The following is a 25,766-nucleotide window of genomic DNA, read 5'->3' as shown; positions in this document are numbered from 1 at the left end:
GTCAAATATCAAAATTAATATGTCAGTAAAGTAATTAAGAACTTCGTACCGGCCACTGAACTAACAACGTCTATCGTGCCATCATGCAGTTCAACGATTTCTTTTGCTACAGATAATCCCAAACCACTGCCATTATGATGTTCATTCGTTCTATTACCACGATAGAACTGTTCAAAGATATGCGTCAGATCTTCCTGCAGTATACCTTGTCCGTTATCCGAAATTTCTATGATTGCGTTACTTCCACTCGTGTACGTACTTATCCATACTTCAACATTAACGTTATGCGTAAAACTATTCGACACAATATTCGTCAGTACACGATCCATGCGTGACGTATCAATATGAATCGTCGCATCTTCTTTATGGACGTAGCTCAACCCTTTATTGCCATATTGAGAGACAAATGCATCAATATACGTTCGTAAACACGTTTCTTCTGTATGGAACTGAATGCCATCACTTTTCAGCTGATAAACCATATTCAAATCTTTCAGCAGCTGATCGATATATAATGCTTTATCTTCAATAATGCTTATAAACTTCTTCTGTTCGTCCGGTTCAAGCGGCATTCCACTGTTAAGTATTTTTGCATAACCATAAATTGAACTCAGTGGTGTTTTTAAATCATGTGTAATACCACGTACCCAGTTTTCACGCTGAATATTCATGTTACTTTGGTAATTTTTATCATCTGATAACTTTCCTGTAAGCTTCGCGATCGCCCCGTCTATCGGACTATACATACGATATTTACGACGCAATCGGCCATTTTTATATATCTTTTCATTATTTAATACGGAATAGTCACCCTTAGCTAGTTGCTCTACCCATGTAGAAAAATGTCTTAATGGTTGCGCTAAACGATTACCTAAAAAGATTGATAACAGTAAAATAGCGGCTAATACAACAAGATTCATCCATGCATACCAAATTAAAAAGTTTTTCATAACATTCATAAAATCTTTATCATAAATATAGCTGTTTTCTGCAAATATTGCTTTCGTATCTGCAGGATGTGGATTTTTCTGAACAACATAATAATTTTTATTATCTTTAAAATATGAAACAAAGAAATATTTTTGATAATTGTCGTTATTCTTATGCTTGAACAGCGTATTATTCACGACATCTTCATCAAAAGCTCCAGAAATTTTAGTTATCCCTTTGCGCTCAACGACAAATAATGCGAGATTGTGTTCGTCCAGATAACTTTGTGCGTCTTTTTCATTTCTCTCTAGTTTACGTCTTGCTTCATTTAATATCGTATTCTGCAGATAGATAACCTGCTGTCCTTTTGGCATCTCCCAAGTCGTAAATTCTTCAGCACGATATGTATTTAACGGGCGTAACTTAAATCCTTTTTCTGATGCGTAAATCACTTCATCATCTTTATTCTTTACTACAAGCACTCCATCATGTCGCTTAACATAATTAACCATCTCTTTAACGGGTTTAACTTTGTCACCGTCAAACTTAATATATTCACTAATAGAATATGAATCCACGCTTTGCATATCTTCCTCAAAGAAGCTTTGCTCACTCGTAAACAGGAAATAGACAAAGAAAGCACAAATAATGAATGTCACCGAAAAATAAAAGATCAGAAAATAGCGGATAAAGCGAATCATAAATTTTTTGCTGATGCTCATCTATCCTCACCTGATTTTAAAATATAGCCGATACCACGTGACGTTAATAATAATTTCGGTTTACTCGGCTCAACTTCGAGCTTTTCTCTTAACTTTCTGATATGCACCATTACGGTATTATCGTCTACAAATTGATTTTCCCACACCGCTTCATAAATCTGCTCTTTCGTACAGATTTCATCCTGATGTTCATATAAGTATTGCATCAATAAATATTGTTTTCCTGAAAGGAGATATTTCTTATCTCTTACAGTTAATTCTGCATTACGTTCATCAAATGAATATAACGCCTTTTCTTTTTTACCGGACTTCATATAACGCTCGACATTGACTTTTACTCTCACTGCAAGTTCCATTGGATTAAATGGCTTTGTAATATAATCATCTGCTCCATTTTGAAAGCCTTTAATCTTATCTCTATCCTGCGTATTTGCCGATACATAAAGAATCGGCGCATCGGTCATTTCTCGTATTTCATTGCCAAGATCATAACCTGACCCATCTCCAAGATTTATATCCAGTAGATACGTATCATAATGCGCACTAATCATCGACTTCGCCTGTGCAAATGTAGAAGCAATATCAACTTTTTCGAATCCTTCACGCACGAGAATAAACTTTATAAGTTCAGCAATCTCAAGTTCATCTTCTACGATTAATATTGACGGCATATTTTCGACTCCTTTAAAAGATGCATTTATTTAGTAATAATAACAAAATTTCCACTATTTTTGTATTATTCTTTAAAATGATAAAAAAATAAGACTGAAGTAATTACTTCAATCTTAGACTTAAATTATTGAAACATCTTCATGAGATGTTCTATCACTATACCAGTCCACTGCTTTTACCGTCATCACAGTTACAAAGATCAGTTTAGACTGTTCATAGGTCTGCACATCAAATGGATACATTTTAGCGAGTTCTCTTTTCACACTATTATAGCGTTCCATCTCGCTCGGATAATATTTTAAATAACTGGTAAAAGCAGTCATTTCAATAATCTTTTCGTGACCTACAGGAAAAATATAGAGTTGATGCGTTCTGTCACCTGAAATGCGCTTCACATATTGCAGACTATCTTTAAATTCCGGTGTGATGCTTTCATAACCTAAATTGATTAAAGCCATATGCTGCGTTTCAAAGAGCTGCAAACTTTTAGTGACGATCATCATATCAATAATTGGTTTAGCCGACATACCAGGAACTGCTGTTGAACCGATATGTAATATATTATCGGCGTGCTCTTTAATACTATTTTTTAATTTTCTGCTTTCATCTAAAAACAAATGCTGCCAAATACTATCATATGGTAAAACAACAATCCTCTTCATATGCCACCAACTTCCAAATTTTGTAATATTACTATTATAACTTATTGTGACTAGATTCACAAACTATTTCGTTGTTTTCTACTTTGTACCATGTTATTATTAATTCCGAGTTAACCGATAAGATTACTTAAAGTATAGGAGCGGAAAATAATAATGAGCTTACCTTTTATGGATATATTTAAAGACTGGGCATCAGAATACGATAATTTCGTAACTGGTCAGGATCCTGAATATAAAGATGTTTTTGTGAACTATGACTTTATGATTGCCCAAGCAGTGAAACATGCTAAAGGTGATGTTGTAGAATTTGGACCGGGTACCGGTAACTTAACTAATTACCTTTTACAGCAAGGTTTAAACGTACGTGCGATTGAACCGAGTGAAGAAATGGCTGCCATCGGAGAAAAGAAGACAGGGATTTCTTTTGAACGTGGTGACTTTTTAAACTTTAAACAGCAACCAGCTGACACATTTATTTCTTCATTTGCATTCCATCACTTAACGGATACAGAAAAAGATATCGCTATCGGTAAGTATGCGGAATTATTAAATGAAGGTGGCCGCGTCATCATTTTAGATACAATCTTCAATTCTGAAGAAGAGAAACAGTCGATGATAGAGCATTATACGTCACTTGGCTTTAATAATTTAGTAGAAGATTTAAACCGTGAATACTATCCATTAAAAGAGACAATGGAAAGCATCGCGAGTCGCAACGGCTTCGATTATCACGATACGCAACTTAACCGCTTTGCACACCTGCAAATTTTAGAAAAAAAAACAATAAAAAAACCATTTGATTTAATCGGTCACACACCAATGGTAGAAATTACAGCATTCCCATTAAATAAGGGAAATCGTATATTCGCAAAACTAGAGAACCATAATTTAGGTGGTTCGGTAAAAGATCGTCTAGGTCTAAATATTATTACGAAAGCGTTAGATCGCGGCGATATTAAAAACGGTCAAGTCGTAGAAGCAACAGCCGGAAATACTGGTATCGGGTTAGCTCTCGTATGCCAGAAGTATGATTTAAAATTACGTGTATACGTTCCAGAGAAGTTCAGTGTTGAAAAACAAAGCATCATGCGTGCTTTAGGCGCAGAAATTATCAATACACCAACAGAAAAAGGGATGCTATTTGCACGCGAGGAAGCTTTGAAATATGCACAGGAAACTGGCGCATTCTTCACAAATCAATTCGAATCACCTGATAATCCTTCTAGTTATGAAGGACTTGCCAATGAAATTATCGCGGATGTTGGACGCGTTGATATGATCGTAGCCGGCGCTGGCTCAGGTGGTACTTTTACAGGGCTAGCACACTACTTTAAAGATGCACATAAAGTAATCGTGGAGCCGGAAGGTTCAATATTAAATGGTGGAGCATCAGGCAGTCACAGAACTGAAGGTATCGGTGTTGAAAAATGGCCAGACTTCTTACCAAAAGATTTAATCGATGCTGTTGAAACGATTTCTGATATCGATGCTTTTACAAAAGTGTCAGAACTTGCTAAGCTTGAAGGGTTAATGCAAGGTAGTTCATCTGGTGCTGCATTACAGGCGGCTTTAAATCAGCAACAACACTTTACGAATCAAAATATCGTAGTCATCTTCCCGGATGCAAGTGACAGATATTTATCACAAGCAATATTTAATATTAAAGGAGAATAACAATGAAGAAAAAAACAATGATGATTCATGGTGGACAAACGACTGATGCTTTTACAGGATCAGTCAATGCACCAATTTATCAGACAAGTACATATAAACAAGATGGTATTGGTAACTTACGTCAAGGTTATGAGTATTCTCGTACGAAAAACCCAACGCGTACTGCCTTAGAAACATTAATCGCAGACCTTGAACATGGACACGAAGGTTTCGCATTCGGTTCAGGTATGGCAGCAGTATCAACAGTAGTGATGCTGTTAAATGCTGGTGACCATATCGTAGTAGGTAGCGACGTATACGGCGGAACATACCGCGTATTTACTAAAGTATTTGACCGTATCGGTATTAAATCAACGTTTGTAGATACAACAGATGTTGAAGCGGTAAAAGCGGCAATTACACCTGAAACTAAGATGTTATATATCGAAACACCGACAAATCCATTACTCAATGTTACTGACATTCGTGCAATGGTAGAAATCGCACAAGCAAACAACTTAATTTCTGTAGTAGATAATACATTTATGACACCATATTTCCAGAATCCAATCGATCTAGGTGTTGACATCGTATTACATTCAGCAACAAAATATATCGGTGGTCATAGTGATGTTGTAGCCGGATTACTTGTTTCTCGTACGCCTGAATTATCAGAACAAATCCACTTTATCCAGAACTCTGTTGGTGGCATTCTTGGGCCACAAGATAGTTTCTTACTTGTACGTGGCATTAAAACACTAGCATTACGTATGGAACAAACTGAAAAAACAACGATGAAAATTATCGAATTCCTACAATCACAAGATAAAGTAACAAATATCTTCCATCCATCATTATTAGATGCAGAACGTAAAGCAATTCATGAATCACAAGCAACTGGATTTGGTGGTATGATTTCTTTTGATGTCGGTTCTAAAGAAAATGCTGAATTACTTGTAAAATCTTTAAAATACTTTACATTAGCTGAATCATTAGGTGCAGTTGAAAGTTTAATCTCTGTACCAAGTCAAATGACACATGCATCTATTCCACGTGAACGTCGTTTAGAATTAGGCATCACTGATGGATTAGTACGTATTTCAGTGGGTATTGAAGATAGTGAAGATTTATTAGAAGACTTAAAAGAAGGATTTGCATTACTTAAATAATTAGGAGGCACATCATGACACAAAAAATGAACGTTGAAAGCTTTAACTTAGACCACACAATCGTAGACGCACCATTCGTACGTTTAGCAGGTATTAAAGAAGGTATCAATGGCGATGTTATTAACAAATACGATATCCGTTTCAAACAACCAAACAAAGAACATATGGAAATGCCTGCACTTCATTCATTAGAACATTTAATGGCTGAGAACATCCGTAACCATACAGATAAAGTTGTAGATTTATCACCAATGGGATGTCAGACAGGATTCTACCTATCACTAATTAATCATGATGACTATGAAGACGTGTTAGTTATCCTTGAAAAAACATTAAATGACGTTCTTGCTGCTACAGAAGTACCAGCATGTAACGAAGTACAATGCGGATGGGCTGCAAGCCACTCATTAGAAGGTGCGCAATCTATCGCTAAAGAAATGTTAAGTAAAAAAGAAGGCTGGAGAAATATTTATCAAGAAGGTAAATCACCAGTAGAATAATTAAAAATCCACCTCGGCTGAGGTGGATTTTTTTCTCAATCACAACAAATCATTGATTAAAATCTAATTAAATTAGTGGCTGCATAAACATCATCATATTCGTTCAATACTTTTAACTGTTCATCAACAATATCTAAATGATACGGCCCAGTCATCTCACCAATTTCATACATCTTTGCACGATCAATGTCATCATGCTTCTTAAAGTTAAACGTTACGCTGTAATCTGACTTTTCTCCGGTACCATATACAAGTTCACCTAAAACTTTAGCTGTACCATTACCTTCAAAATAAGACTTCAATTCAAGTGGTAATGTAAACCTGAAGCGATAATGTGGTGTATTATGCATTAAATAATTGTATAACACACGATCAATTCTATAATCTAAGCGGAAAGCAACACCATTATCGTTTGGCGTTACTACTAAATTCTTCACCATAAAGTGTGGCATATGAAACTCTTTACCTACAGCTTCAGGTGGTGTCGATTCCGGTTTTACAAGTTCAACATTGACGCTTTTTTTCTTCTCATCATTATGTTTCAAATTTTGTACCTCATCGTTTTGTTTTTGATTTTTCGTTAAGAAATAATATAGTGCTCCACTCGCTGCAACAAATACAATTGCACCGACCGTACCAGTCGTCTTTTTACAGTTACATTTCATAGTGACGTCCCCTTTATCTACGTTATTTTATTTCACTATACCCCATTCATCCTTCTTTTAAGCGAAACTATTAAAAAACTATAAAAATCTATAAAAATCTATAAAAAAAATAAAAAACATGTTATTGTAGTGTTTGTACTTTAAGAAACGAGGTTTTATTTATGCTTTTTACACGAACACCAGTAAATAAACTTTTACCGTTCGTATACACAACACTTTTCGTTATTTTTATATTACTTATATTTGAGCAGATACTACAAATGGTTATTGTTTTATTATTTCCGGACATATATAGTGTATTACCCTTTACTTTAGACTTTTTCTTTACCGAAAACATTAGTGAACTTACAAATATTCCTTCATGGATTATTATTCTGATTGTCATCATTCTACTTATCGCAATAACATTCTGGGTAGTAGAATTACTCGTAAAATATAACGAGCGACAGGAAGAACTATACATCGGTGATATCACAGACCATCATCTTTACTTAGCCATATTCACACGTCCAAATGTTAATATAACAGACCTACCAATCTATACCGGAGACTTTATGCGTGATAATAAAGGGACTTCAAGCACTTCAGAAACGAATAGTACACCAGGTGAACTCTATAAATTCATGCATGCAGCACTGTTTAGTAAACCACTTGATGAGGTCTTCTATATTCAGCATATTAAAGTTCAGAAAGAAACATGGCGAGGACTTAAATTTACAGGTGAAGCGATAACGAATAAACGTAATCTACTCGTACGTAAACAGAAGAAATTCTTCCTTTCCCGTTCAGTCAATGATTACGACAAAATGAAAACATTCATTAAAAGTATTGCTGAAAACTAATATTTACAGATAATTTACTTTAAATTCACTCCACCTCAATATTAAAGGGGTATGATGTCTACCATGGAGATGATAGACATGTTTACAGAAAAAGAACGTTTAAACTTAATTATGTCGTATGGTTTAGAAGAATCCATCGATCTTTATAATAAATATTATGATGAAATCCATTCTATAGATCTTAAAAAATTTAAATCAACAATGAGCATCCAGTATGATTTGCCACAAAAACTTGCTGATGCCATATACTTTATAGAATATCATTATAAAAATCGTGGCACCCACTTTGAAGAGATCATGGACTTCTTTAATACATTACGCGCGATTGAACGACAAGTGATATAAAAATGGCTCACTACAATATGTAGCGAGCCATTTTTATTTGTTTCTATTTCAATTCACTTAAATAACTCTCTCCGAACTCAGGTAATTTCACTTCAAAGTTATCTGCAATCGTAGCACCAATTGAAGCAAATGTGTCATGTCCTGAAAGTTCACCATTGCCGATTGATTTAGAATACATCAATAACGGTACATATTCTCTCGTATGATCTGTTCCAGGCATTGTTGGATCGTTACCATGATCTGCAGTAATGAACAATAAATCATCTTCACGAAGTTCATCTAATAATTCTCCTAAACGCTCATCAAATGCTTTAATCGCATTCATATAACCTTCTTTATCACGACGATGACCATATAATGCATCAAAATCTACTAAGTTTAAGAAGCTTAAACCTTTGAAATCACGTTTTACAACTTCTAATAACTTATCCATACCATCCATGTTATCTTTCGTACGGATTGACTCAGTGACACCTTCGCCGTCATAAATATCATTAATCTTGCCAATTGCGATTACATCTAATCCCGCATCTTTCATTTCATTCATTACTGTACGTCCGAAAGGTTTCAACGCATAATCATGACGGTTAGATGTTCTCGTAAAGTTTCCAGGTTCCCCTACATATGGTCTTGCAATAATACGACCAATCAAGTATTTAGGATCCTTTGTAAACTCACGCACTTTCTCACAGATTTCATATAGTTCATCTAACGGAATAATATCTTCATGTGCAGCAATTTGTAACACAGGGTCAGCTGAAGTATAGACGATTAAATCACCAGTCTTCATTTGATGTTCGCCCCACTCGTCAATGATTGCTGTACCTGATGCCGGTTTATTGGCAACAACTTTGCGTCCAGTCATTTCTTCGATTGCTTGTACGAGCTCCTCAGGGAATCCATCAGGATAAACTTTAAACGGTTTATCGATATTTAACCCCATAATCTCCCAGTGTCCAGTCATCGTATCTTTGCCAACTGATGCTTCAGACAATTTCGTATAATAGCCAACCGGTTCATCTACTTTATTTACTACTGGAAGATCAGCAATATTTCCTAAACCTAAACGTTCTAAGTTTGGTAACTGTCCTTCGTAACCTTCTAACGTATGTTTTAAAGTGTGACTACCAACATCGCCAAACTTGTCAGCATCCGGTGCTTCACCGATACCTACAGAGTCCATTACGATTAAATGAATTCTATTAAATTTCATAATTATCTCTCCTTTGCGTTGTACTAATTTCGGTGGATTTCAGTGGTGACTTGTCCAATATCTCGTGTTTATTGGACACATTGATCTGATTTGACCAGATTTTCCGCTCGACTTGTCCAATATCTCATGTTTATTGGACACGTTGATCTGATTTGACCAGATTTTCCGTTCGACTTGTCCAATATCTCATGTTTATTGGACACGTTGATCTGATTTGACCAGATTTTCCATTCGACTTGTCCAATATCTCATGTTTATTGGACACGTTGATCTGATTTGACCAGATTTTCCATTCGACTTGTCCAATATCTCATGTTTATTGGACACATCGCTCTCACATCCAATCCAATCGAAATCCAACTATTCAGTAATAACTTTATGAATCAATACTGGTGCTTCTGCACTGTCTGCAATTTCAATATTGTCGTAAATCTTATTCATAACGTCTTCTACATTATCTCGGTTTGCGTATATTGTTACAAGTGATTCGCCCGCTTCAACTTTGTCGCCGACTTTCTTACGTAGCATCAATCCTACTGCTAAATCAATAACGTCTTCTTTCGTAGCGCGTCCTGCCCCAAGTAACATCGAAGCCACTCCGATTTCATCTGCTACAATCTTGCTTACGACACCACTTGCTTTCGCTGGTACTTCAATAACATACTCTGCTTGCGGTAACTTAGATACATCATCTACGACTGATGCATCCCCACCTTGGTTTGCAAGGAATGTCTTAAATTTCTCTAACGCTTTACCATTATCAATTACTTCCTGCAATTTCGTACGTGCTTCATCTAATGATTCTGCTTTACCCGCTAACACGACCATTTGACTTCCTAAAGTAAGCACCAGTTCTGTTAAGTCTTCAGGTCCTTCACCGCGTAATGTTTCAATCGCTTCTTTCACTTCTAATGCATTTCCGATTGCAAATCCTAACGGTTGACTCATATCAGAGATAATCGCCATCGTGTTACGTCCAACGTTATTTCCGATTTTAACCATTGCATGTGCAAGCTGCTCTGCATCTTCTTCAGTCTTCATAAATGCTCCGGCACCTGTCTTAACATCTAATACGATCGCGTCTGCTCCTGCTGCAATCTTCTTACTCATAATACTTGAGGCGATTAGCGGGATACTGTTCACTGTTCCTGTAACATCACGTAATGCATATAATTTCTTATCTGCCGGTGTTAAATTGCCTGTTTGTCCGATAACCGCTAACTTATCTTCATTTACAATCTTAACGAAGTCTTCTTCTGAAATTTCAACATGGAATCCTTCTACCGCTTCTAATTTATCAATTGTCCCACCTGTATGTCCTAATCCACGGCCACTCATCTTCGCAACCGGAATATCAAGCGCTGCTACTAATGGTCCTAATACTAAAGTTGTCGTATCACCAACACCGCCAGTTGAATGCTTATCAACCTTCACACCTTCTATAGCGCTTAAGTCAATCTGATCGCCACTTTCAACCATCGCCATCGTTAAGTTAGCACGTTCTTCATCGTTCATATCCTGGAAGAATATCGCCATCGCTAAACTTGATGCCTGATAATCAGGGATTTCACCATTCGTATATCCTTTGATGAAAAACTCGATTTCTTCTTTCGATAATGCATGTCCGTCACGTTTCTTTGCAATAATGTCTACCATTCTCATAGTTAATGACCTCCATTTATTTTGTAAGCGTTTTCTTTTATACGAAAAGTGAAAGGGAATTAATAATCCCCTTTAGCTTCTTCACCTTTTAAAATTTGTACACCAGCTGATGCACCGATACGTGTAGCACCTGCATCAATCATCGCTTTAACGTCTTCATAAGAACGCACACCACCAGATGCTTTCACACCCATATCAGGTCCTACTGTTTCACGCATTAATTTCACATCTGCGACTGTTGCTCCACCAGTTGAGAATCCTGTAGAAGTCTTAACGAAATCCGCACCTACTTCTTTCGCAATTTCGCAAACTTTTACTTTCTCTTCATCAGTTAACAGACTTGTTTCGATAATTACTTTCGTCGTAACATCTCCTGCAGCATCGACTACCGCTTTAATATCTTCACGTACTAAATCAAAGTTGCCACTTTTAGCCGCACCAATATTAATCACCATATCAACTTCACCTGCACCATTCGCAATTGCATCTTTCGTTTCAAATGCTTTCACTGTTGGTGTGTTTGCTCCTAATGGGAATCCAATCACCGTACATACGAGTACATCAGTGCCTTCTAATAAAGCATGTGCATACTTTACATGTGTCGGGTTCACACAGACACTCATAAATCCGTATTCACGTGCTTCTTGCGCAAGCTGTTCGATTTGGGCAGTCGTCGTTTCTGGTTTCAAAGCAGTATGATCAATATATTTCGCTAAATTCATATTATTTATTCCTCCCTTATATTCAAATCCATTATAACAGATATTGAACAAAAGTAAAAACGATAAATGAAATTACGTTCAAGTTAAATTAATTGCTTAGCTGTAATGCTATCAGTTATAAGGACATTCGGGATACCACCAGCGAGAGCACCTCGAATAGCTTCTACTTTATGTTTACCACCTGCAACGAGTATGCTTGTTGGAATCTGCTTTAATGTATCCAGCGTCACACCCATCGTTCGATCATCGACCCAGACATCAGCAATTCTCCCATTCTTATTATAAAATCTTGAACAGATGTCACCCACCGCTTCATGCTTCAGACGCTTCACTTCATCGTCCGATAAAAAGCCAAGCTTAAACAACAGTGCTTCATCACGCACTGTACCGGTAGTATATATCGCAACATCACATTCACTTGCCATGTTTAATATCCCTTTAATATGGCGATCTTCACTCACTAATTGTTTCACCTGTTTGTTATCAAAAATAACAGGTACAGGTAAATCACGCGGTATGGAATTAAAGCTCTTTGCAAATAAAGCTAACGTTTCGTGCGAATTCGTCTTTATATTTGAGTATGAAATACCACCCTTTAACTGAATGGTAGACACGCCAGTTAAATTCGTCGGTTTCATTAAGTTAGCAGTTTCATACATCGTTTTTCCCCAGCTTATGCCGACAACGTCATTGTTCTTCACATTTTCATGAAGAAATTCTGCAGCTGCTTCTGCTATAGCACTGAGCACAATTTCGTATTTATCACTAGATACTTCTTTAATTAAGACATGCTTTAAATTATATTTTTCTTTCAGTAATTCTGCGAGTTCTTCACTTTTCTCATACGGGTCATGAATCGTTATATTAACAATCCCCATATCTTTAGCAAATTGAAGTTGTCTCGATACTGTCGGTCTGGAAATATTAAGTTCATCAGCAATAGCTTTTTGTCCTAAGTTTTCTTCGTAATACATTTTAGCGATTCTGATACACTGTTTGATTTTTTCTTCCATTATGCTCACCTCTACTTACATCCATTCTAAGGGAAAACAAAAAAAAATACACTTCAATTCCATTGAAGTGTATCAATTAATTTTTTAACTAATTTGATTTTAAATTATCCTAAGAAAGATTTTAACATCCAGTTATGTTTCTCTAAACTTGTAATCATACCTAAGAACATATCAGCAGTCATTTCATCATCTGCTTCTTCAGCTGTAGTTTTACCTTCTTCTAATTGTTTAATCACTTTATCAAAGTCTTTAGATAAATCTTTCACCATATCTTCTGCAAATAAATTTTTCTTCGCTTCTTTTACAACAGATAAATCTAAACTTTCTTTTAACGTTGCAATAGGATTTCCTTCAATCGCTAAAATACGCTCTGCTAATTCATCGATGTAAACATTAGCCTCATCATATAACTCTTCGAATTTAGTGTGTAAACTGAAGAAATGTGGTCCTTTTACATACCAGTGATAGTTGTGTAATTTCGTATAAAGCACCGTCCAGTTCGCCACTTGTTGGTTCAATGCTGCTACTACTTTGTTTTCTTTTGTTTTTTTAGCCATCAATAATCTCTCCTTTTAACTTCTTATTTATATTAATTATTATATTGTAATTATTCTAATTAATCAAATGATTTTGTCTGTCTCAATTTTAAATAATTGGGTATACTATTTAAAAAAGAGGAGGCCACCATGTTTAGAAAATACATATTACCTATTATTATCGCAATACTCGCTGCTACCATGCTGCTCACAATCGATTACTGGAAACTGCCGTTAACCGATATACTTACTTCTACCCCATATATCGTTGTGTTATGCATATTTGCTGTATTATTTGCTATTATTGCCTTTATTTACAGTAAACTTGCCTATAAAGTAGATAACGATCCTAGTTTAGAACATTATGAACAGGACAGAGCATCATTTAAGAAATTTTCTGAGATGAATATCGCTATCATTATTTCATTTTATTTTGCACTCGGATCAATTTTATTAATCAGTATTAATGATGCACCATTATATCTAGGAATTATCAGTATTATCGTGTTAATCATCGCAGTCCTGATGCGCTACTATGGATATAGCATGATCAACAAGTTGTATCCGGAACGTGACTTACCTGAGAACTTTGAAGCAGATTTCGATGATAAGCTTATCGATTCACTCTCTAAAGAAGAAATGTATACGATATTTACAGGTTTATATAATGCATTTAAAATCACGAATATTTTATTACCTGCAGCAATGATGCTGATTACAATCTATGGTTATGCTACTGGCGTACCGCAACACTTCGCACTGTCAGTTATCGCTGCAGTCGCAATCATCATCAATATCGTCTATCAAATTACTGTGAGAAAGATGATTTAGACCATCTCATATCACTACAATGCCGGATACTCAAAGTATCCGGCATTGTTGCGTTTATCTAAAAGCTCATATATAAAAAAGACACCCAATAATGAGTGTCTAAAAAATTATGCTTGTCGATGTTCTTCTAATAATGGCTCATCCGGTTTAACAAAGAACCATAGGATAATCGCAAGTGATGCCGGAATTAACATTAAATAGAACGTTGTATCCCAACCAAACTTCTGCACTAATACCCCACCTAAGAATGGACTTAAGAATGCACCCACGTTACCCCAAAGGTTCATCCATCCTGAAACCGTTCCTGAGAAGTTACGTCCAAGGTCAGCCGCTGATGCCCAGCTCATACCCATTGATAAACCAACACCACCTAAACATAGTGATAAGTAGATGATGTTCATCGTCATATCATTCGTTTGAACGGATAAGAATAACGAAATCGCGAATACGATAAATCCAAAGATTGCGATACTTGAACGTGCTTTAAATTTAGAATGACCACGTGCAACGATTGCATCTGAAATTGATCCACCAGCCATGATTAATACGAACATCATTAACCACGGTGCTGCCGCTAAGAATTTCATATCCGTTAAAATAACGTGATATTCTTCTTGCAGGTAAGTTGGTAACCAGATTAAGAATAATGTGATTACAAACTGTACTACGAAATATTGACCCGCAATTGCAAAGAAGCTGAAACGTGTGAAGAAACGTCCCCAAGGTGCAGTTTCTTTCGTAGCACCACCTACAGCATCACGGTTCTCCATGATATAAAGCTTTTCTGCTTCATTGACCATCTTATGTTGTTCAGGTAAATCTTTAGCAATAACAAGCCATAAAGCTGCAATAACAAAGCCGATTGCACCAAAGATATAGAATACAGCTTGCCAACCAAATGCTTGGTAAATGGCAATGGTTACGAATGGAGCGATAACTGGGCCGAAGTAACTACCAGCAAGTAACGCACTTGAAGCACGACCTTTTTCTGATTTGGCAAACCAGTATGTATTAAATACAGCGTTTGAAGGATACATAGGTCCTTCACCAATACCGAATAAGAAACGCATTGCATATAGTAAACCGTGATGTTTAACAACACCTGTTAGAATCGTAAATGCACTCCACCAAACTAATGCAAATGTTAATAACTTTTTAGGTCCAAATTTCTCAGCCATAATACCTGCTGGAACCTGCATTAAAGCATAACCTGCAGCAAATATTGACCCAAGCATCCCAAATTGTGCTTTCGACATGTTTAAGTCTTCCATCATTGGTCCCGCAATATATGAGATATTCGCTCTATCCATATAGGCAATAACCCCGATAACAAAGAACATCAATGCGAACATCCAACGCACATTAGACTTTCTTTCATTCATAATATATTCTCCCCCATAATCGTTTTCGACTCACTCAGTCATCCGATGACTATATTTTTTGACTCCTCAAAAATACCACAGGATAAAATCGTTTACAATACCTTTGTGAAAAAATAGTATATATTTTTTTAACCGCTTCAACACGATAATAACAAGCATTGAGGAACTTATTACAAACATTAAAGTTATTAATTTCACATAGTTGTTACAGTGTTATATTTAAGACCTATATAACAGTTCTAATAACTCATAACGCTATAATCCTTCTCTCTATTGATAATTCATATAAAGACGATTAAACCTACAAAAAATAAAGTAATATTTCTAATATATGTTATATAAAAATATTCTGAAAAATAAAACAGATAATTTGTAACACACGACACGAATTGGTATAATATAACTGTTATAAAAATTAAATTTCGTTAAGGAGTGGTTGTCAATGAAAGCAGCAGTATGGTATGGTCCTAAAGATATTCGCGTAGAAGAAAAAGAAATTCGTGATATGAAACCGAACGAAGTACGTGTGAAAGTTGGATACGCTGGTATTTGCGGCTCAGATTTACACGAATATCAGGAAGGACCTGTATTTATTCCGGTCGATAAAGATGATGAATTAACAGGCGGAAAAGCACCTTTGATTATGGGGCATGAATTCTCTGGTACAGTTGTTGAGGTCGGAAGCGAAGTAAAAGACTTTAAAGTTGGTGACCGTGTATCTGTTAACCCAACGATAACACATGGTAAAAGTATCGATGAACTAGATGTTTATGATGGCTTTAGCTTTATCGGATTACACACAGACGGTGGTTTCACTGACTTAGTAAACGTACCTGAAGTTAATGTCTATCACTTACCGGACTCAGTATCATTACGTGTCGCAGCAACAATTGAACCATTAGCAGTAGGCGTTCAGGCTGTAAAAGAAAGTGAAATTGAATTCGGTGATACCGTTGCAATCTTCGGTGCCGGTCCTATCGGATTATATACGACACTCGCAGCACGTGCAGCTGGCGCGAGAAAGATTATCGTATTAGACTTATCTAAAGAACGTTTAGAAAAAGCATTAGAATGTGGTGCTACAGACATCATCAATTCTGGTGAAGTAGATGCAGTTGAAGCGGTTAAGAAAATCGTACCAGGTGGCGTTGATCGTTCATTTGAAGTTGCAGGTGTTGCACCAACATTTAAACAGGCAATCGATGCTACACGCCCTCGTGGTAAAATGGTTATTGTATCAATATTTGCAGGAGACATCTCTTGGCCACCATTACAATTAACAAACACTGGTGTGCAAATCACATCTACAATCGCTTACTCTAGAGCAAGCTACCAACAAACAATCGACTTATTAGGCAGCGGACAAGTGGATACTGAAAATACGATTACAAAAGAAATCGAATTAGATGATATCGTAAATGAAGGTTTCGAAACTTTAACGAACGACAAAAACCAAGTGAAGATCTTAGTTAAATTAAACGGTGAAGGATAATATTTCCCCTTAACACTATCAGCCCCTAAACAAGTTACTCGTTTAGGGGCCTTTATATTAGTTTATCACTTCATTCAATTTCTTCTTAAAATCAAATTCAATACTTAGGAGGTTTCCTGCGCTTTTCAACCTCAATTCCAGTAAAATATCCGATAGCGCCACCAATAAGAATCATAAATATAATCATAACTATATTACTTTTCATAAACATTAACCCAAAGATCATTGCCATACAAAACGCCCAGAACCATCGCTGTTGCATACAATCACTCCATTTATAAGATTATTGAAACGCAAAGTAATAATAAATCATTGTGATTATATTATAATACACCTATTACATATTCATCCACTAAAATATAAACAAATTATTCTTAATGGATAAAATGACATCTTAATTTACACTAAAAAAGCCTGAGGATTTTCCTCAGGCTAAAACAATTAATTATTACTATATTCTCTTCTAAATTCTTCAGTAAACAACGCCAGTTCAAAATCATCAGGAACCTGTTCAGTTCGCACAACCAATACATCACACTTTGCATATCGTACTATCGCTTCTGATACACTTCCCATTACGAATCGTTCTAACGCATTAATACCGTTAGATCCACAAATAATTAGGTCGCAATTTGCTTTCGGTGCTATTTCTTTAGTAATAACCTGACGTGCTGCTCCGTGACCAATCTTTGTATCCACTGATTTCACGCCCTGTTCTAAAGCAATCGCTTTATAGCCATTCAACATCTTCTCAGTGTACTTGTCTGCATTCTCATGCAATGAACCACGTTCACTTTCAACATTTGCATATGTTCTGATATCTACGACATGCACTAATGTAATTGCTGCATTATTTCTTTTCGCGATGTCGACACCTTTTTGGAATGCATACTCACTCACTTTTGAACCATCTACCGGAATCAAGATATGTTGATACATCATTTGTAACAGCTCCTCTCTTATCTTCACCTTAAGTATATCACCAAAATGAAAACGCTTCATTCTTTAAGAGCTATAAATCTAAATTCTCCACATATAAATTGCGAACTTCTAATTTCTGATCTTCGTTTGGCAGGAAATACCATAATCCGTCTGCCATTATCGTACCTTCTCCGGTTAACTGATATTTCTTAACGTTATCCAGCGCCCCGCGATATGACAATCCTAATCCTTTCAAATCATCAAAAGACATGTCCGTAACAACATTACCGTCAATATTTTTCAGGATAGCATCCAGTTTCGTTACCGATTGAACATTCACGATTTTATTCGCTAAACCTTGAATGACAATTTGCTGACGTTCCTGACGACCAAAGTCTCCGCCAGCCCCGTCACCTTTACGTGCACGTATAAATGCTAATGCTTTATCGCCATCCAGATGTACTGTCTGACCGTTCACAAAGTCATAGCCATTCGCACTAAATGTCGCATTACTTTTGACATCAATACCGCCGACTTCTCCAATCAGCTTGTGCATGCCGTCCATATTCACTGTCGCATAATAGTCAATCGGCACATTCATCAACTTTTCAACAGACTGTACTGCCATCTTTGCACCGCCATAGGCATAAGCATGAGCAATTTTCTCCTGCGTATTCTTGCCGACCATTTCACTGTAAGTATCACGAGGAATGCTGATCATCACTGATTTGTTCTCCTTCGGATTGATACTCAGTAATATAATCGAGTCACTACGTCCTTTATCCCCTGCAGATAATCGTTCTTCGTTCGCATCAACTCCAAATAATGCAACACTGATTGCATCTTTATCCTGAATACTTACAGCTTTATCACGTAAATCAGATTTATCGCGACCTTCAATTTTATGCTGAATATTATTAGCTGTCTCCTGCACTTTAAAATAAACATTAGATATATACCAGCCAATACCTATTAATATTATTAAACAGAGCAGCACAACCCATTTCAGACAGCCGCCACCTCTTTTTTCACTTCTCTTCATTATATACACCTCTCATGAAACTAATATTACACTCAAAATCTAAGTTGCGCTATCATACATAAGTAGTAGTGTCAATTTTTCCGAAACGCAGTTTATCACCGTTCAAACCTACACCGCGATACCCTTCATCTAATAAACCATTGATTCTTTCAGTTTCTTGACGTTCAACTTCAACAACATCCAGCACATCATACTTTTGCGTTAAATCTTTCATAAAGATAAATCTCAATTTACCACCATAAAGTCTATCCATCGCAATAATATACATCCCTAAATGAAACTTGTCTTTAAGACTTGGTGTATTATCAGGATGAACCGTCGCCATAATGCGTTTATAATTTACCTCAACTTCATTAAATAACCACTCTCCAAGCTTACGCTGCAAAGATAATCCTCTGTAGTCCGGATCCACAATCGTAATATCAGAATAGATTAATCCAGCAGCTTCAGCATCATCAATACCAGCATATGGACCTAAGTAGTCATCCGTCGGGATATGCATCGTTCTGAAAGCACCAACAACACCATCTATTTCAGCAACAGCCATTAAACCTGCTTTTATCTCTCCTTTAAGTTCATCTATCGGCACAGGATCTAACGCTTCAGGATTAACAAGGACATCTAATGCGTGTTGCTGAATATGTTCAATAGCAACGATATCATTCAATTCTGCTTTTCTAATATTTATCTCAGTCATTTTATTATTTTCCTTTCAAGAATATCTTTTTAAGTTGTACTATTCATATTATAAATTATCATATTTTATAATACTTAAAGTAATCAAAATAAATCAGCAAAAATATGCTATTTAAAAACAAAATGTAAACTTATTATTAAGAATGTTATTGAATGATTGATTTTATTAATTTTCTAACAAAACTTATGCATATTATTAGTATATTTTATTTTATAGCTAAAAAACATATTATATCCCATGTAATTAAGTTTCAAAACAAGAAAAACAATATATATACATTTCGACCTATTATTATTTAAGAATAGTAATAGTCGATGAATTACACTTTTGAATAAACAATGAAGATAATCGCTTTTTCTTTATATTATCACTTAAATTAAAATTTTCAGTAAATAAATCACCTTAATTAATAAAAAAACAGTATAAATCACGAACAAAATATCATTTATTTATTTAAAAGTAGCATTTAATAGGTGCCTTTCATTTATTTTTATGATATACTATCTAGGTTGATGTCATGAAATATCTTACGTGTAAATAATGAAGTTTAGAGAAACTAAATTTTATTAACATTTCAGTTAACGCACGGTTTATTGTATGTTTTACACCAACCGCAAAATTATCAAAAGAAATGGGCGAATTTTATGATCGAATTAGAACAATCTTTATTTAAAACAGTCAGCATGATAGAAGGAAACCTCAATGAATCTTTAAATAAAGCATATGGTATTTCTTATACGGAATTCTTAATCCTACACAAACTTTACTTAGATAAAGAAAGTACGATTGCTGAGATACAGAAAGATATTTCATATAAGATGGACTCTGCAAGTACAAAGACAAAGAAATTACGTGCTATAGGACTTATCGCAAAAGAACGTCGTAAAGACGATGAACGAAAAGTGGCAACGAAATTAACAGATGAAGGTCATGCCTTAGTCGAGGAAATAAAGAACAAATATAACAAACATTTAGCTACGTCATCAACAAAGCTTAGTGAAAGAGATTTACAAACTTTAAAGTCATTAATTGATAGTTACAGAGACGACTTCCATGCAAATTTCAATATAAATGGTTAAGAAAAAATACGTTTGAGATTTAATCTCAAACGTATTTTTTAATTTAAGCGAGTTCTGCCGGTTGTAAATTCTGTTGCTCGAAATGTGCTCGTTCTTCTTTCGTCATCTTTACAATCTTAAAGCCAGTGTAGCCATAGATGATTGAAATAATAGGAACCATAAAGTTTAAGATTGCATAGGGTGCGTATTCAGCAACGCCTACACCGAGTGTTCCTGCAATAAATACACCACATGTATTCCAAGGTACGAACACACTCGTTAAAGTACCACTGTCTTCCAGACATCGTGACAAGTTCTTTGGATGTAAGTTCTTATCGATAAACGCACGTAAATACATACGGCTTGGTACGACGATACTGATATACTGCTCAGAACACGTTGCATTCGTAGCAAAACAGCTTACAATCGTCGCAGCAATCAAGCTGCCTGTAGACCTTGCCACCAATAAAATCTTAGAGATAATCGCATTTAACATACCACTGAACTCCAGAATACCACCAAACGTCATCGCTACGATCGTCATAGAAATCGTAAAGAACATCGATTCTAATCCACCTTTGTTAAATAACTCTGTGATCAGTTCATTTTTAGAATCAATTTTATAACCAGACTGTAGTGTATCCATTACTGCCTTCATACTATCACCTTGAACAAGCTGCTGTGCACCCGCTCCTAATATAATACCGACCACTAATGCAGGAACTGCCGGTACCTTCAAAGTAACTAATATAATAACGATTAACGGGATCAATAATAACCACGGTGAAATGACAAATTGCTCTTCCATACCATTGAGCAGCGTATCAATCTTCTTCGTATCCATATGACCACCTGCAAATTGGCGACCGATAAAGAAGTAAGCAATTAATGCAATAATAATACCAGGAATGGTCGTAAAGAACATATGTTTAATATGTACAAATAAATCTGTTCCTGTAAGCCCTGATGCTAAGTTCGTCGTATCACTTAAAGGGCTCATCTTATCTCCGAAATAACTACCTGAAATTACAGCGCCTGCAATCATACCTGCAGGAATATCCATACTTAAACCAATCCCCATACCAGCAACACCAACTGTCGCCATTGTTGACCAGCTGGATCCAATGGCTAAAGCTACGATACCACAAATAATACAGATCGTTACTAAGAACATACTTGGTGAAATCAACTTCAATCCGTAATAAATCATTGTAGCAACGACACCTCCACCAATCCAGGCACCGATCACTAAACCAACCAATATAATGATGACGATTGCGGGTAAAGCGAGTTTAATCCCCTTATACATCATCTCTTCAATCTCTTCCCATGTAAATCCATGCTGATGTGCAACAATTGCTGCAATCGCTGTACCGATCATCAACGGAATATGTGGTGCCTGCTCCAGGAATACGACGGTAAATATCATACTCGCAATCATGAAGACAAGCGGTACGAGTGCCCACCAGACATTTATTTCCTTCTTTTGTTTTAATTTATTATCCATACCCTTTAATATCCTCCCACCTCTTTGAAATCGTTTACATTAATAGTTTAATGGAATAAAGATTAAAAATCTACACTAATTTTCGAAATACTTAAATTATTTAAAAATTTAAAAAAGAGACATATCTACTAATATGTCTCTCAATAAATAATTTATTTAATTTAATACATATGATTTTTTACAAATCGACCCGTATAGCCATACAATGACTCTGCCCCACTGTATTCAACTTTACCAAGACGTGTATCATCTCCACCGTATAAATCATATCCATATGTGCGAAGTCCGTACACCCTTAATTTACTATCAAATAATGGAGAACCTGATGCCCCTGCTCTGAATTTATCTTTCAATACAAATTCAGTTTGATTTAATGTTCTCATAATAAATAACGCTCTATTATAATAACGTTTCTCATAATACTTACCATCAAACGGATACCCTACACTATACATGCGTTGTCCAAGTTTCAACCGCTTGATTTGATAATCCGTTGCAAGTTTCATCGGTTTCGCATAATCCGTAAGCTTCTCAGTAGTATGTAGTAATGCCACATCTGCGTATGGTACTTTAACAACTTCAGTAACTTCAAATTCATGCGGAATATCATCACCATTACGATTCATCTCAAATGTTAAATATTTAGCTTCTGTTGCTTTACCATGTTCATCATCAATAACGTGTGCATTCGTTAATATTGTATGATCATCAATAACAAATCCGGTCCCCATCGTTTCATATTCAGGACCTGCCCAACCGTTCTCATTTGAAATACGCCCGATAGCAGTATACTTTGAATAGCGATTTGGTATGGATTTCATAAATGTACTCGTATTCGGATATTGTTGAATAATTGGATAAGCGATCTTTGTATTCTCTGGTTTCATACCATCATAATAGTAGTCCGTTTCCATTGCGTTGCTCGTCGGCATTAAGAGTAAATTTAAAAATAGGATACATGTTAAAATTTTTTTCATTTTAATGTACTCACTTTCATATAATTTTGGTTCGCTCAGTGCTCTAGAAGAACCACTTTTAACTTATTTGGTTCATTCACCACTCTGGACGAACCACTTATACCTCATTTAAGATATAATGATCGTCAATCTTCTCAAAATATTTATCAAGTACGCGTTTCGTAATATGTCGGTTAGATCTACCAGTCCATTTATAAGCCTCCTTCGCTGTAAATGGACGATTTAATAACAACGCTAACTCAATTAGTGTATGCTGAATCCACTTTTCCTTCGTCTTTGCATTACCACATGCATCACACATGACCAAGCGCTTCGTTGTAACTCTTAAATCAATTGGCTTTGCACATATTTCACAAATAACGCCTCGTTGCACATCCATAATATTAAATAATGGTCGCAAATTATATTGTTCAATCGGACGGTGTAAACTAAATAAATGATTTTGTATGGCTCTTTCAAAATTTCCAGCTATTCTCTCTTGCTTTATTACTGAAAACAGCGGAGCAATATCTTTAAAGTACAGCATGTCTTCAGTTTTGCGATCAATATAAAAATGTTCATTAATAAATACCATCTTGCACTCTAAGCGATGGCTCAATTGATGATAATCTACATAAACTGAAAAACCATCTTTCATCATTCTAAATTGTGGCATCGGACTTTTAAAAGAATTAAATTTATTACTCCAATATTCTACCTCTTCTCTACAAGGAAGTGCATAATGCTTAACGTCAAATACGTAAATACTTTCTCCTGTAATAATTAAACGATCAACCTCGAACTGATATCCAGCAATGTCGATATTGATATTAAATAGCTCAAGATGATCATGACTTACCTTAAAAATATTACTGAACTTTAGCTCCCCTAAAAACCCGTGTTGAATGCGATAATACGTATCGCTGAAACGATAATCTTTCAATCGACGAAACAATATATTCTCAAGTTGTATCAACTTCGGTGGTTGTAGTGTAAAAATCGTGTTGTCCTCCTATAACAAAATAGATAACTTTATTATCTCAATTATTCTTTAAGATTATGATACGTATATGTAAATTATTAATAAAAAAACGACCCTATCCTATAAGAATAAGATCGCCATTTATTCACTTCATTGCATTCTCGACCGCCTCTTCAACATTAATGAAAGCAAGGTCATTTCTATTCCCATCCATATCATCACTGTATGTCAAATTCCCGTATAACTTATTAAAGTAAGATATCTTTCTTAACATAGGATACACAATACGAGGAACAGGTATTGCAAAACATGGTTTACCTTGATTTGCTCTTATCGTTCTAATGACATTATTTGTACTAAAATGTTGATGGTCTGATGGATAATAGATACCTTCCGCTTCACGATCAATCAAAGCTTTCACAAATAGCGTTAGATTACCGATATAAATCGCACTTCTCTCATTATGTATATCAAAATATATTGGAATAAACTTCGCATATTGCTTTAAACGTTTGAAGTTCCCAGGAGAATCTTCCCCGTAAATCATTGGTGGACGAACGATACTGACCTTAAACTTATCATCTGATAAATCCAATAAATACTCATCCGCTTTAAGCTTCGAGATACCATACTCAGTAACAGGCTTACACTCCGTATGCTTATTTACCACTTCAGGTCGGCCTACAGATCCTTCTAAACCAAACACAGCCATCGTACTAAAGAATATAAATTGCTTTACACCTTCAGCCTTTGATTTATCAGCTAACTGTTTCGTCAATTTATAGTTAACATCCATGAAGCGTTTCATATCTGCACCAGGTTCATTATTATGTACGAGTGCAGCTAAATGAATAACAACGTCATAATGAGCAAAATCTTTATCCATCCACTTATCATCACGCACGCTTATTTGATTAACCTTATATTGATTATTTTCCAGGAAATGAACTAAGTTCCTACCAACATAACCTGATGTCCCAGTAATCAATACTTTCTTCATCTCAACCATCTCCTGACTTATTAGTGCTTTACACCCTCAGACTTGAATATCTTTAATATTGTCATAAAGATAATCTTTAAATCAAAGAGAAAAGACTGATGTTTAACATAATACTCATCATACTTAACTTTCTCGTCATCGTTTAAATCATCACGACCCATAACTTGCGCGTAGCCTGTTAAGCCAGGTCTAATCTTATGAATACCACGTTCAGTACGTTTCTCAATCAATTCATATTGATTGAATAAAGCAGGACGAGGCCCAACAACAGACATATCACCTTTAATAATATTAATTAACTGAGGTAACTCATCAATAGAAGTCTTACGAATAACCTTCCCAACATTCGTAACGTAAATCTTGCCGCCTTCGAGTTTATCAGTAGAAACATTAGGTGTATCCACCTTCATGGATCTAAACTTATAAATATTGAACAGTTTATTATTTAAACCCGGACGCTTTTGTTTGAATAATATCGGTCCTGGAGAGTCGAGTTTAATTAATACAGATACAACAATAAAGATTGGAAAGAACAATATAAATACAATTGTTGATGTAGTAATATCAAATGCTCTTTTCATACTTTCACTTC

Annotated in this window: 27 protein-coding genes and 1 pseudogene; 9 read left to right on the top strand and 19 right to left on the bottom strand. The window is 35.6% G+C overall.

Annotated elements, in window-relative coordinates:
* Positions 1-14 precede the first annotated feature (14 nt).
* From BHU61_RS10215 to BHU61_RS10205, 3 genes are all read right to left on the bottom strand, one after another.
* Positions 15-1,652, bottom strand: coding sequence for a sensor histidine kinase (locus BHU61_RS10215; protein WP_111716650.1), 1,638 nt, complete (start codon positions 1,650-1,652; stop codon positions 15-17).
* Positions 1,649-2,323 carry a response regulator transcription factor gene (locus BHU61_RS10210; protein WP_111716648.1) on the bottom strand — a complete coding sequence of 225 codons (675 nt, stop codon included), beginning with the start codon at positions 2,321-2,323 and terminating at the stop codon, positions 1,649-1,651. Before BHU61_RS10210 ends, BHU61_RS10215 begins: the two co-directional genes overlap by 4 nt.
* Before the next feature lie 120 nt (positions 2,324-2,443).
* Entirely contained in the window at positions 2,444-2,986 is a 543-nt protein-coding gene (locus BHU61_RS10205; protein ID WP_111716646.1) for a GrpB family protein, read from the bottom strand.
* A 153-nt stretch (positions 2,987-3,139) separates the two neighbouring features.
* Between BHU61_RS10205 and BHU61_RS13595 the strand changes: the two are divergent.
* The 4 genes and pseudogenes from BHU61_RS13595 to BHU61_RS10190 all read left to right on the top strand — a co-directional run.
* Positions 3,140-3,703, top strand: a pseudogene (locus BHU61_RS13595) (class I SAM-dependent methyltransferase); the annotation flags it as partial.
* A 66-nt stretch (positions 3,704-3,769) separates the two neighbouring features.
* Entirely contained in the window at positions 3,770-4,660 is an 891-nt protein-coding gene (locus BHU61_RS13590) for a PLP-dependent cysteine synthase family protein (protein WP_275542457.1), read from the top strand.
* Positions 4,661-4,662: 2 nt separating this feature from the next.
* Positions 4,663-5,808 (top strand): bifunctional cystathionine gamma-lyase/homocysteine desulfhydrase, encoded by a 1,146-nt coding sequence (locus BHU61_RS10195; RefSeq protein ID WP_111716644.1) that lies wholly within the window; start codon positions 4,663-4,665, stop codon positions 5,806-5,808.
* Positions 5,809-5,822: 14 nt separating this feature from the next.
* Positions 5,823-6,308: an S-ribosylhomocysteine lyase gene (locus BHU61_RS10190; protein ID WP_111716643.1), complete on the top strand. Its 486-nt coding sequence runs from the start codon at positions 5,823-5,825 to the stop codon at positions 6,306-6,308.
* Positions 6,309-6,364: 56 nt separating this feature from the next.
* Here the strand turns inward: BHU61_RS10190 and BHU61_RS10185 are convergent, their stop codons facing one another.
* The gene (locus tag BHU61_RS10185; protein ID WP_111716641.1) at positions 6,365-6,973 is read right to left on the bottom strand and encodes a hypothetical protein; all 609 of its coding nucleotides are present in this window, start codon (positions 6,971-6,973) and stop codon (positions 6,365-6,367) included.
* Between the two features lie 161 nt (positions 6,974-7,134).
* On the opposite strand from BHU61_RS10185, the gene BHU61_RS10180 reads away from it, so the two are divergent.
* Positions 7,135-7,815 carry a hypothetical protein gene (locus BHU61_RS10180; RefSeq protein WP_111716640.1) on the top strand — a complete coding sequence of 227 codons (681 nt, stop codon included), beginning with the start codon at positions 7,135-7,137 and terminating at the stop codon, positions 7,813-7,815.
* 78 nt (positions 7,816-7,893) lie between these two features.
* Positions 7,894-8,160 (top strand): hypothetical protein, encoded by a 267-nt coding sequence (locus BHU61_RS10175; RefSeq protein WP_099581507.1) that lies wholly within the window; start codon positions 7,894-7,896, stop codon positions 8,158-8,160.
* 43 nt (positions 8,161-8,203) lie between these two features.
* Here BHU61_RS10175 and deoB read toward each other — a convergent pair whose 3' ends face one another.
* The 5 genes from deoB to BHU61_RS10150 form a co-directional block, all read right to left on the bottom strand.
* On the bottom strand, positions 8,204-9,379 hold the full coding sequence (deoB, locus tag BHU61_RS10170; RefSeq protein ID WP_111716638.1) for a phosphopentomutase: 1,176 nt from the start codon (positions 9,377-9,379) through the stop codon (positions 8,204-8,206).
* A 354-nt stretch (positions 9,380-9,733) separates the two neighbouring features.
* Positions 9,734-11,035 (bottom strand): pyrimidine-nucleoside phosphorylase, encoded by a 1,302-nt coding sequence (locus BHU61_RS10165; protein ID WP_111716636.1) that lies wholly within the window; start codon positions 11,033-11,035, stop codon positions 9,734-9,736.
* Positions 11,036-11,094: 59 nt separating this feature from the next.
* Positions 11,095-11,757 (bottom strand): deoxyribose-phosphate aldolase, encoded by a 663-nt coding sequence (gene deoC / locus BHU61_RS10160; protein ID WP_111716634.1) that lies wholly within the window; start codon positions 11,755-11,757, stop codon positions 11,095-11,097.
* A gap of 83 nt (positions 11,758-11,840) precedes the next feature.
* Complete coding sequence (locus BHU61_RS10155) at positions 11,841-12,770, bottom strand: sugar-binding transcriptional regulator (protein WP_199798225.1); 930 nt, start codon at positions 12,768-12,770, stop codon at positions 11,841-11,843.
* Between the two features lie 104 nt (positions 12,771-12,874).
* Positions 12,875-13,327: a Dps family protein gene (locus BHU61_RS10150; protein ID WP_111716633.1), complete on the bottom strand. Its 453-nt coding sequence runs from the start codon at positions 13,325-13,327 to the stop codon at positions 12,875-12,877.
* 129 nt (positions 13,328-13,456) lie between these two features.
* Between BHU61_RS10150 and BHU61_RS10145 the strand changes: the two genes are divergently transcribed.
* Positions 13,457-14,137, top strand: coding sequence for a hypothetical protein (locus BHU61_RS10145; RefSeq protein ID WP_111716631.1), 681 nt, complete (start codon positions 13,457-13,459; stop codon positions 14,135-14,137).
* A 107-nt stretch (positions 14,138-14,244) separates the two neighbouring features.
* Here BHU61_RS10145 and BHU61_RS10140 read toward each other — a convergent pair whose 3' ends face one another.
* Positions 14,245-15,519, bottom strand: coding sequence for a pyruvate MFS transporter (locus BHU61_RS10140; RefSeq protein ID WP_111716629.1), 1,275 nt, complete (start codon positions 15,517-15,519; stop codon positions 14,245-14,247).
* 442 nt (positions 15,520-15,961) lie between these two features.
* On the opposite strand from BHU61_RS10140, the gene BHU61_RS10135 reads away from it, so the two are divergent.
* On the top strand, positions 15,962-17,011 hold the full coding sequence (locus tag BHU61_RS10135; RefSeq protein WP_111716628.1) for a 2,3-butanediol dehydrogenase: 1,050 nt from the start codon (positions 15,962-15,964) through the stop codon (positions 17,009-17,011).
* A gap of 97 nt (positions 17,012-17,108) precedes the next feature.
* Here BHU61_RS10135 and BHU61_RS13460 read toward each other — a convergent pair whose 3' ends face one another.
* From BHU61_RS13460 to BHU61_RS10120, 4 genes are all read right to left on the bottom strand, one after another.
* Positions 17,109-17,273, bottom strand: a complete 165-nt coding sequence (locus BHU61_RS13460) for a DUF445 domain-containing protein (protein ID WP_170122533.1) — start codon at positions 17,271-17,273, stop codon at positions 17,109-17,111.
* A gap of 179 nt (positions 17,274-17,452) precedes the next feature.
* Positions 17,453-17,953, bottom strand: a complete 501-nt coding sequence (locus BHU61_RS10130; RefSeq protein ID WP_111716626.1) for a universal stress protein — start codon at positions 17,951-17,953, stop codon at positions 17,453-17,455.
* 70 nt (positions 17,954-18,023) lie between these two features.
* Positions 18,024-18,974, bottom strand: a complete 951-nt coding sequence (locus BHU61_RS10125) for an LCP family glycopolymer transferase (RefSeq protein WP_170122532.1) — start codon at positions 18,972-18,974, stop codon at positions 18,024-18,026.
* Between the two features lie 52 nt (positions 18,975-19,026).
* The gene (locus BHU61_RS10120; protein ID WP_111716623.1) at positions 19,027-19,671 is read right to left on the bottom strand and encodes a GNAT family N-acetyltransferase; all 645 of its coding nucleotides are present in this window, start codon (positions 19,669-19,671) and stop codon (positions 19,027-19,029) included.
* A 644-nt stretch (positions 19,672-20,315) separates the two neighbouring features.
* Between BHU61_RS10120 and BHU61_RS10115 the strand changes: the two genes are divergently transcribed.
* Positions 20,316-20,750: a MarR family winged helix-turn-helix transcriptional regulator gene (locus BHU61_RS10115; protein WP_111716621.1), complete on the top strand. Its 435-nt coding sequence runs from the start codon at positions 20,316-20,318 to the stop codon at positions 20,748-20,750.
* A gap of 43 nt (positions 20,751-20,793) precedes the next feature.
* Here BHU61_RS10115 and nhaC read toward each other — a convergent pair whose 3' ends face one another.
* The 5 genes from nhaC to BHU61_RS10090 all read right to left on the bottom strand — a co-directional run bounded on the left by nhaC (position 20,794) and on the right by BHU61_RS10090 (position 25,755).
* Positions 20,794-22,236 (bottom strand): Na+/H+ antiporter NhaC, encoded by a 1,443-nt coding sequence (gene nhaC, locus BHU61_RS10110; RefSeq protein ID WP_111716619.1) that lies wholly within the window; start codon positions 22,234-22,236, stop codon positions 20,794-20,796.
* Positions 22,237-22,397: 161 nt separating this feature from the next.
* Positions 22,398-23,213 carry a trypsin-like serine peptidase gene (locus BHU61_RS10105; protein WP_111716617.1) on the bottom strand — a complete coding sequence of 272 codons (816 nt, stop codon included), beginning with the start codon at positions 23,211-23,213 and terminating at the stop codon, positions 22,398-22,400.
* 97 nt (positions 23,214-23,310) lie between these two features.
* Positions 23,311-24,147 (bottom strand): nuclease-related domain-containing protein, encoded by an 837-nt coding sequence (locus BHU61_RS10100; protein WP_170122531.1) that lies wholly within the window; start codon positions 24,145-24,147, stop codon positions 23,311-23,313.
* Between the two features lie 172 nt (positions 24,148-24,319).
* Positions 24,320-25,174, bottom strand: a complete 855-nt coding sequence (locus BHU61_RS10095) for an NAD-dependent epimerase/dehydratase family protein (protein WP_170122530.1) — start codon at positions 25,172-25,174, stop codon at positions 24,320-24,322.
* Between the two features lie 20 nt (positions 25,175-25,194).
* The gene (locus tag BHU61_RS10090; protein WP_111716612.1) at positions 25,195-25,755 is read right to left on the bottom strand and encodes a sugar transferase; all 561 of its coding nucleotides are present in this window, start codon (positions 25,753-25,755) and stop codon (positions 25,195-25,197) included.
* Between the last annotated feature and the right edge of the window lie 11 nt (positions 25,756-25,766).

Origin of the sequence: Macrococcus epidermidis (genome assembly GCF_003259695.1) — a bacterium.
Lineage (GTDB): Bacteria > Bacillota > Bacilli > Staphylococcales > Staphylococcaceae > Macrococcoides > Macrococcoides epidermidis.
The sequence above is the reverse complement of the archived record's forward strand: the minus strand, read 5'-3'. Positions and strand labels throughout refer to the sequence as shown.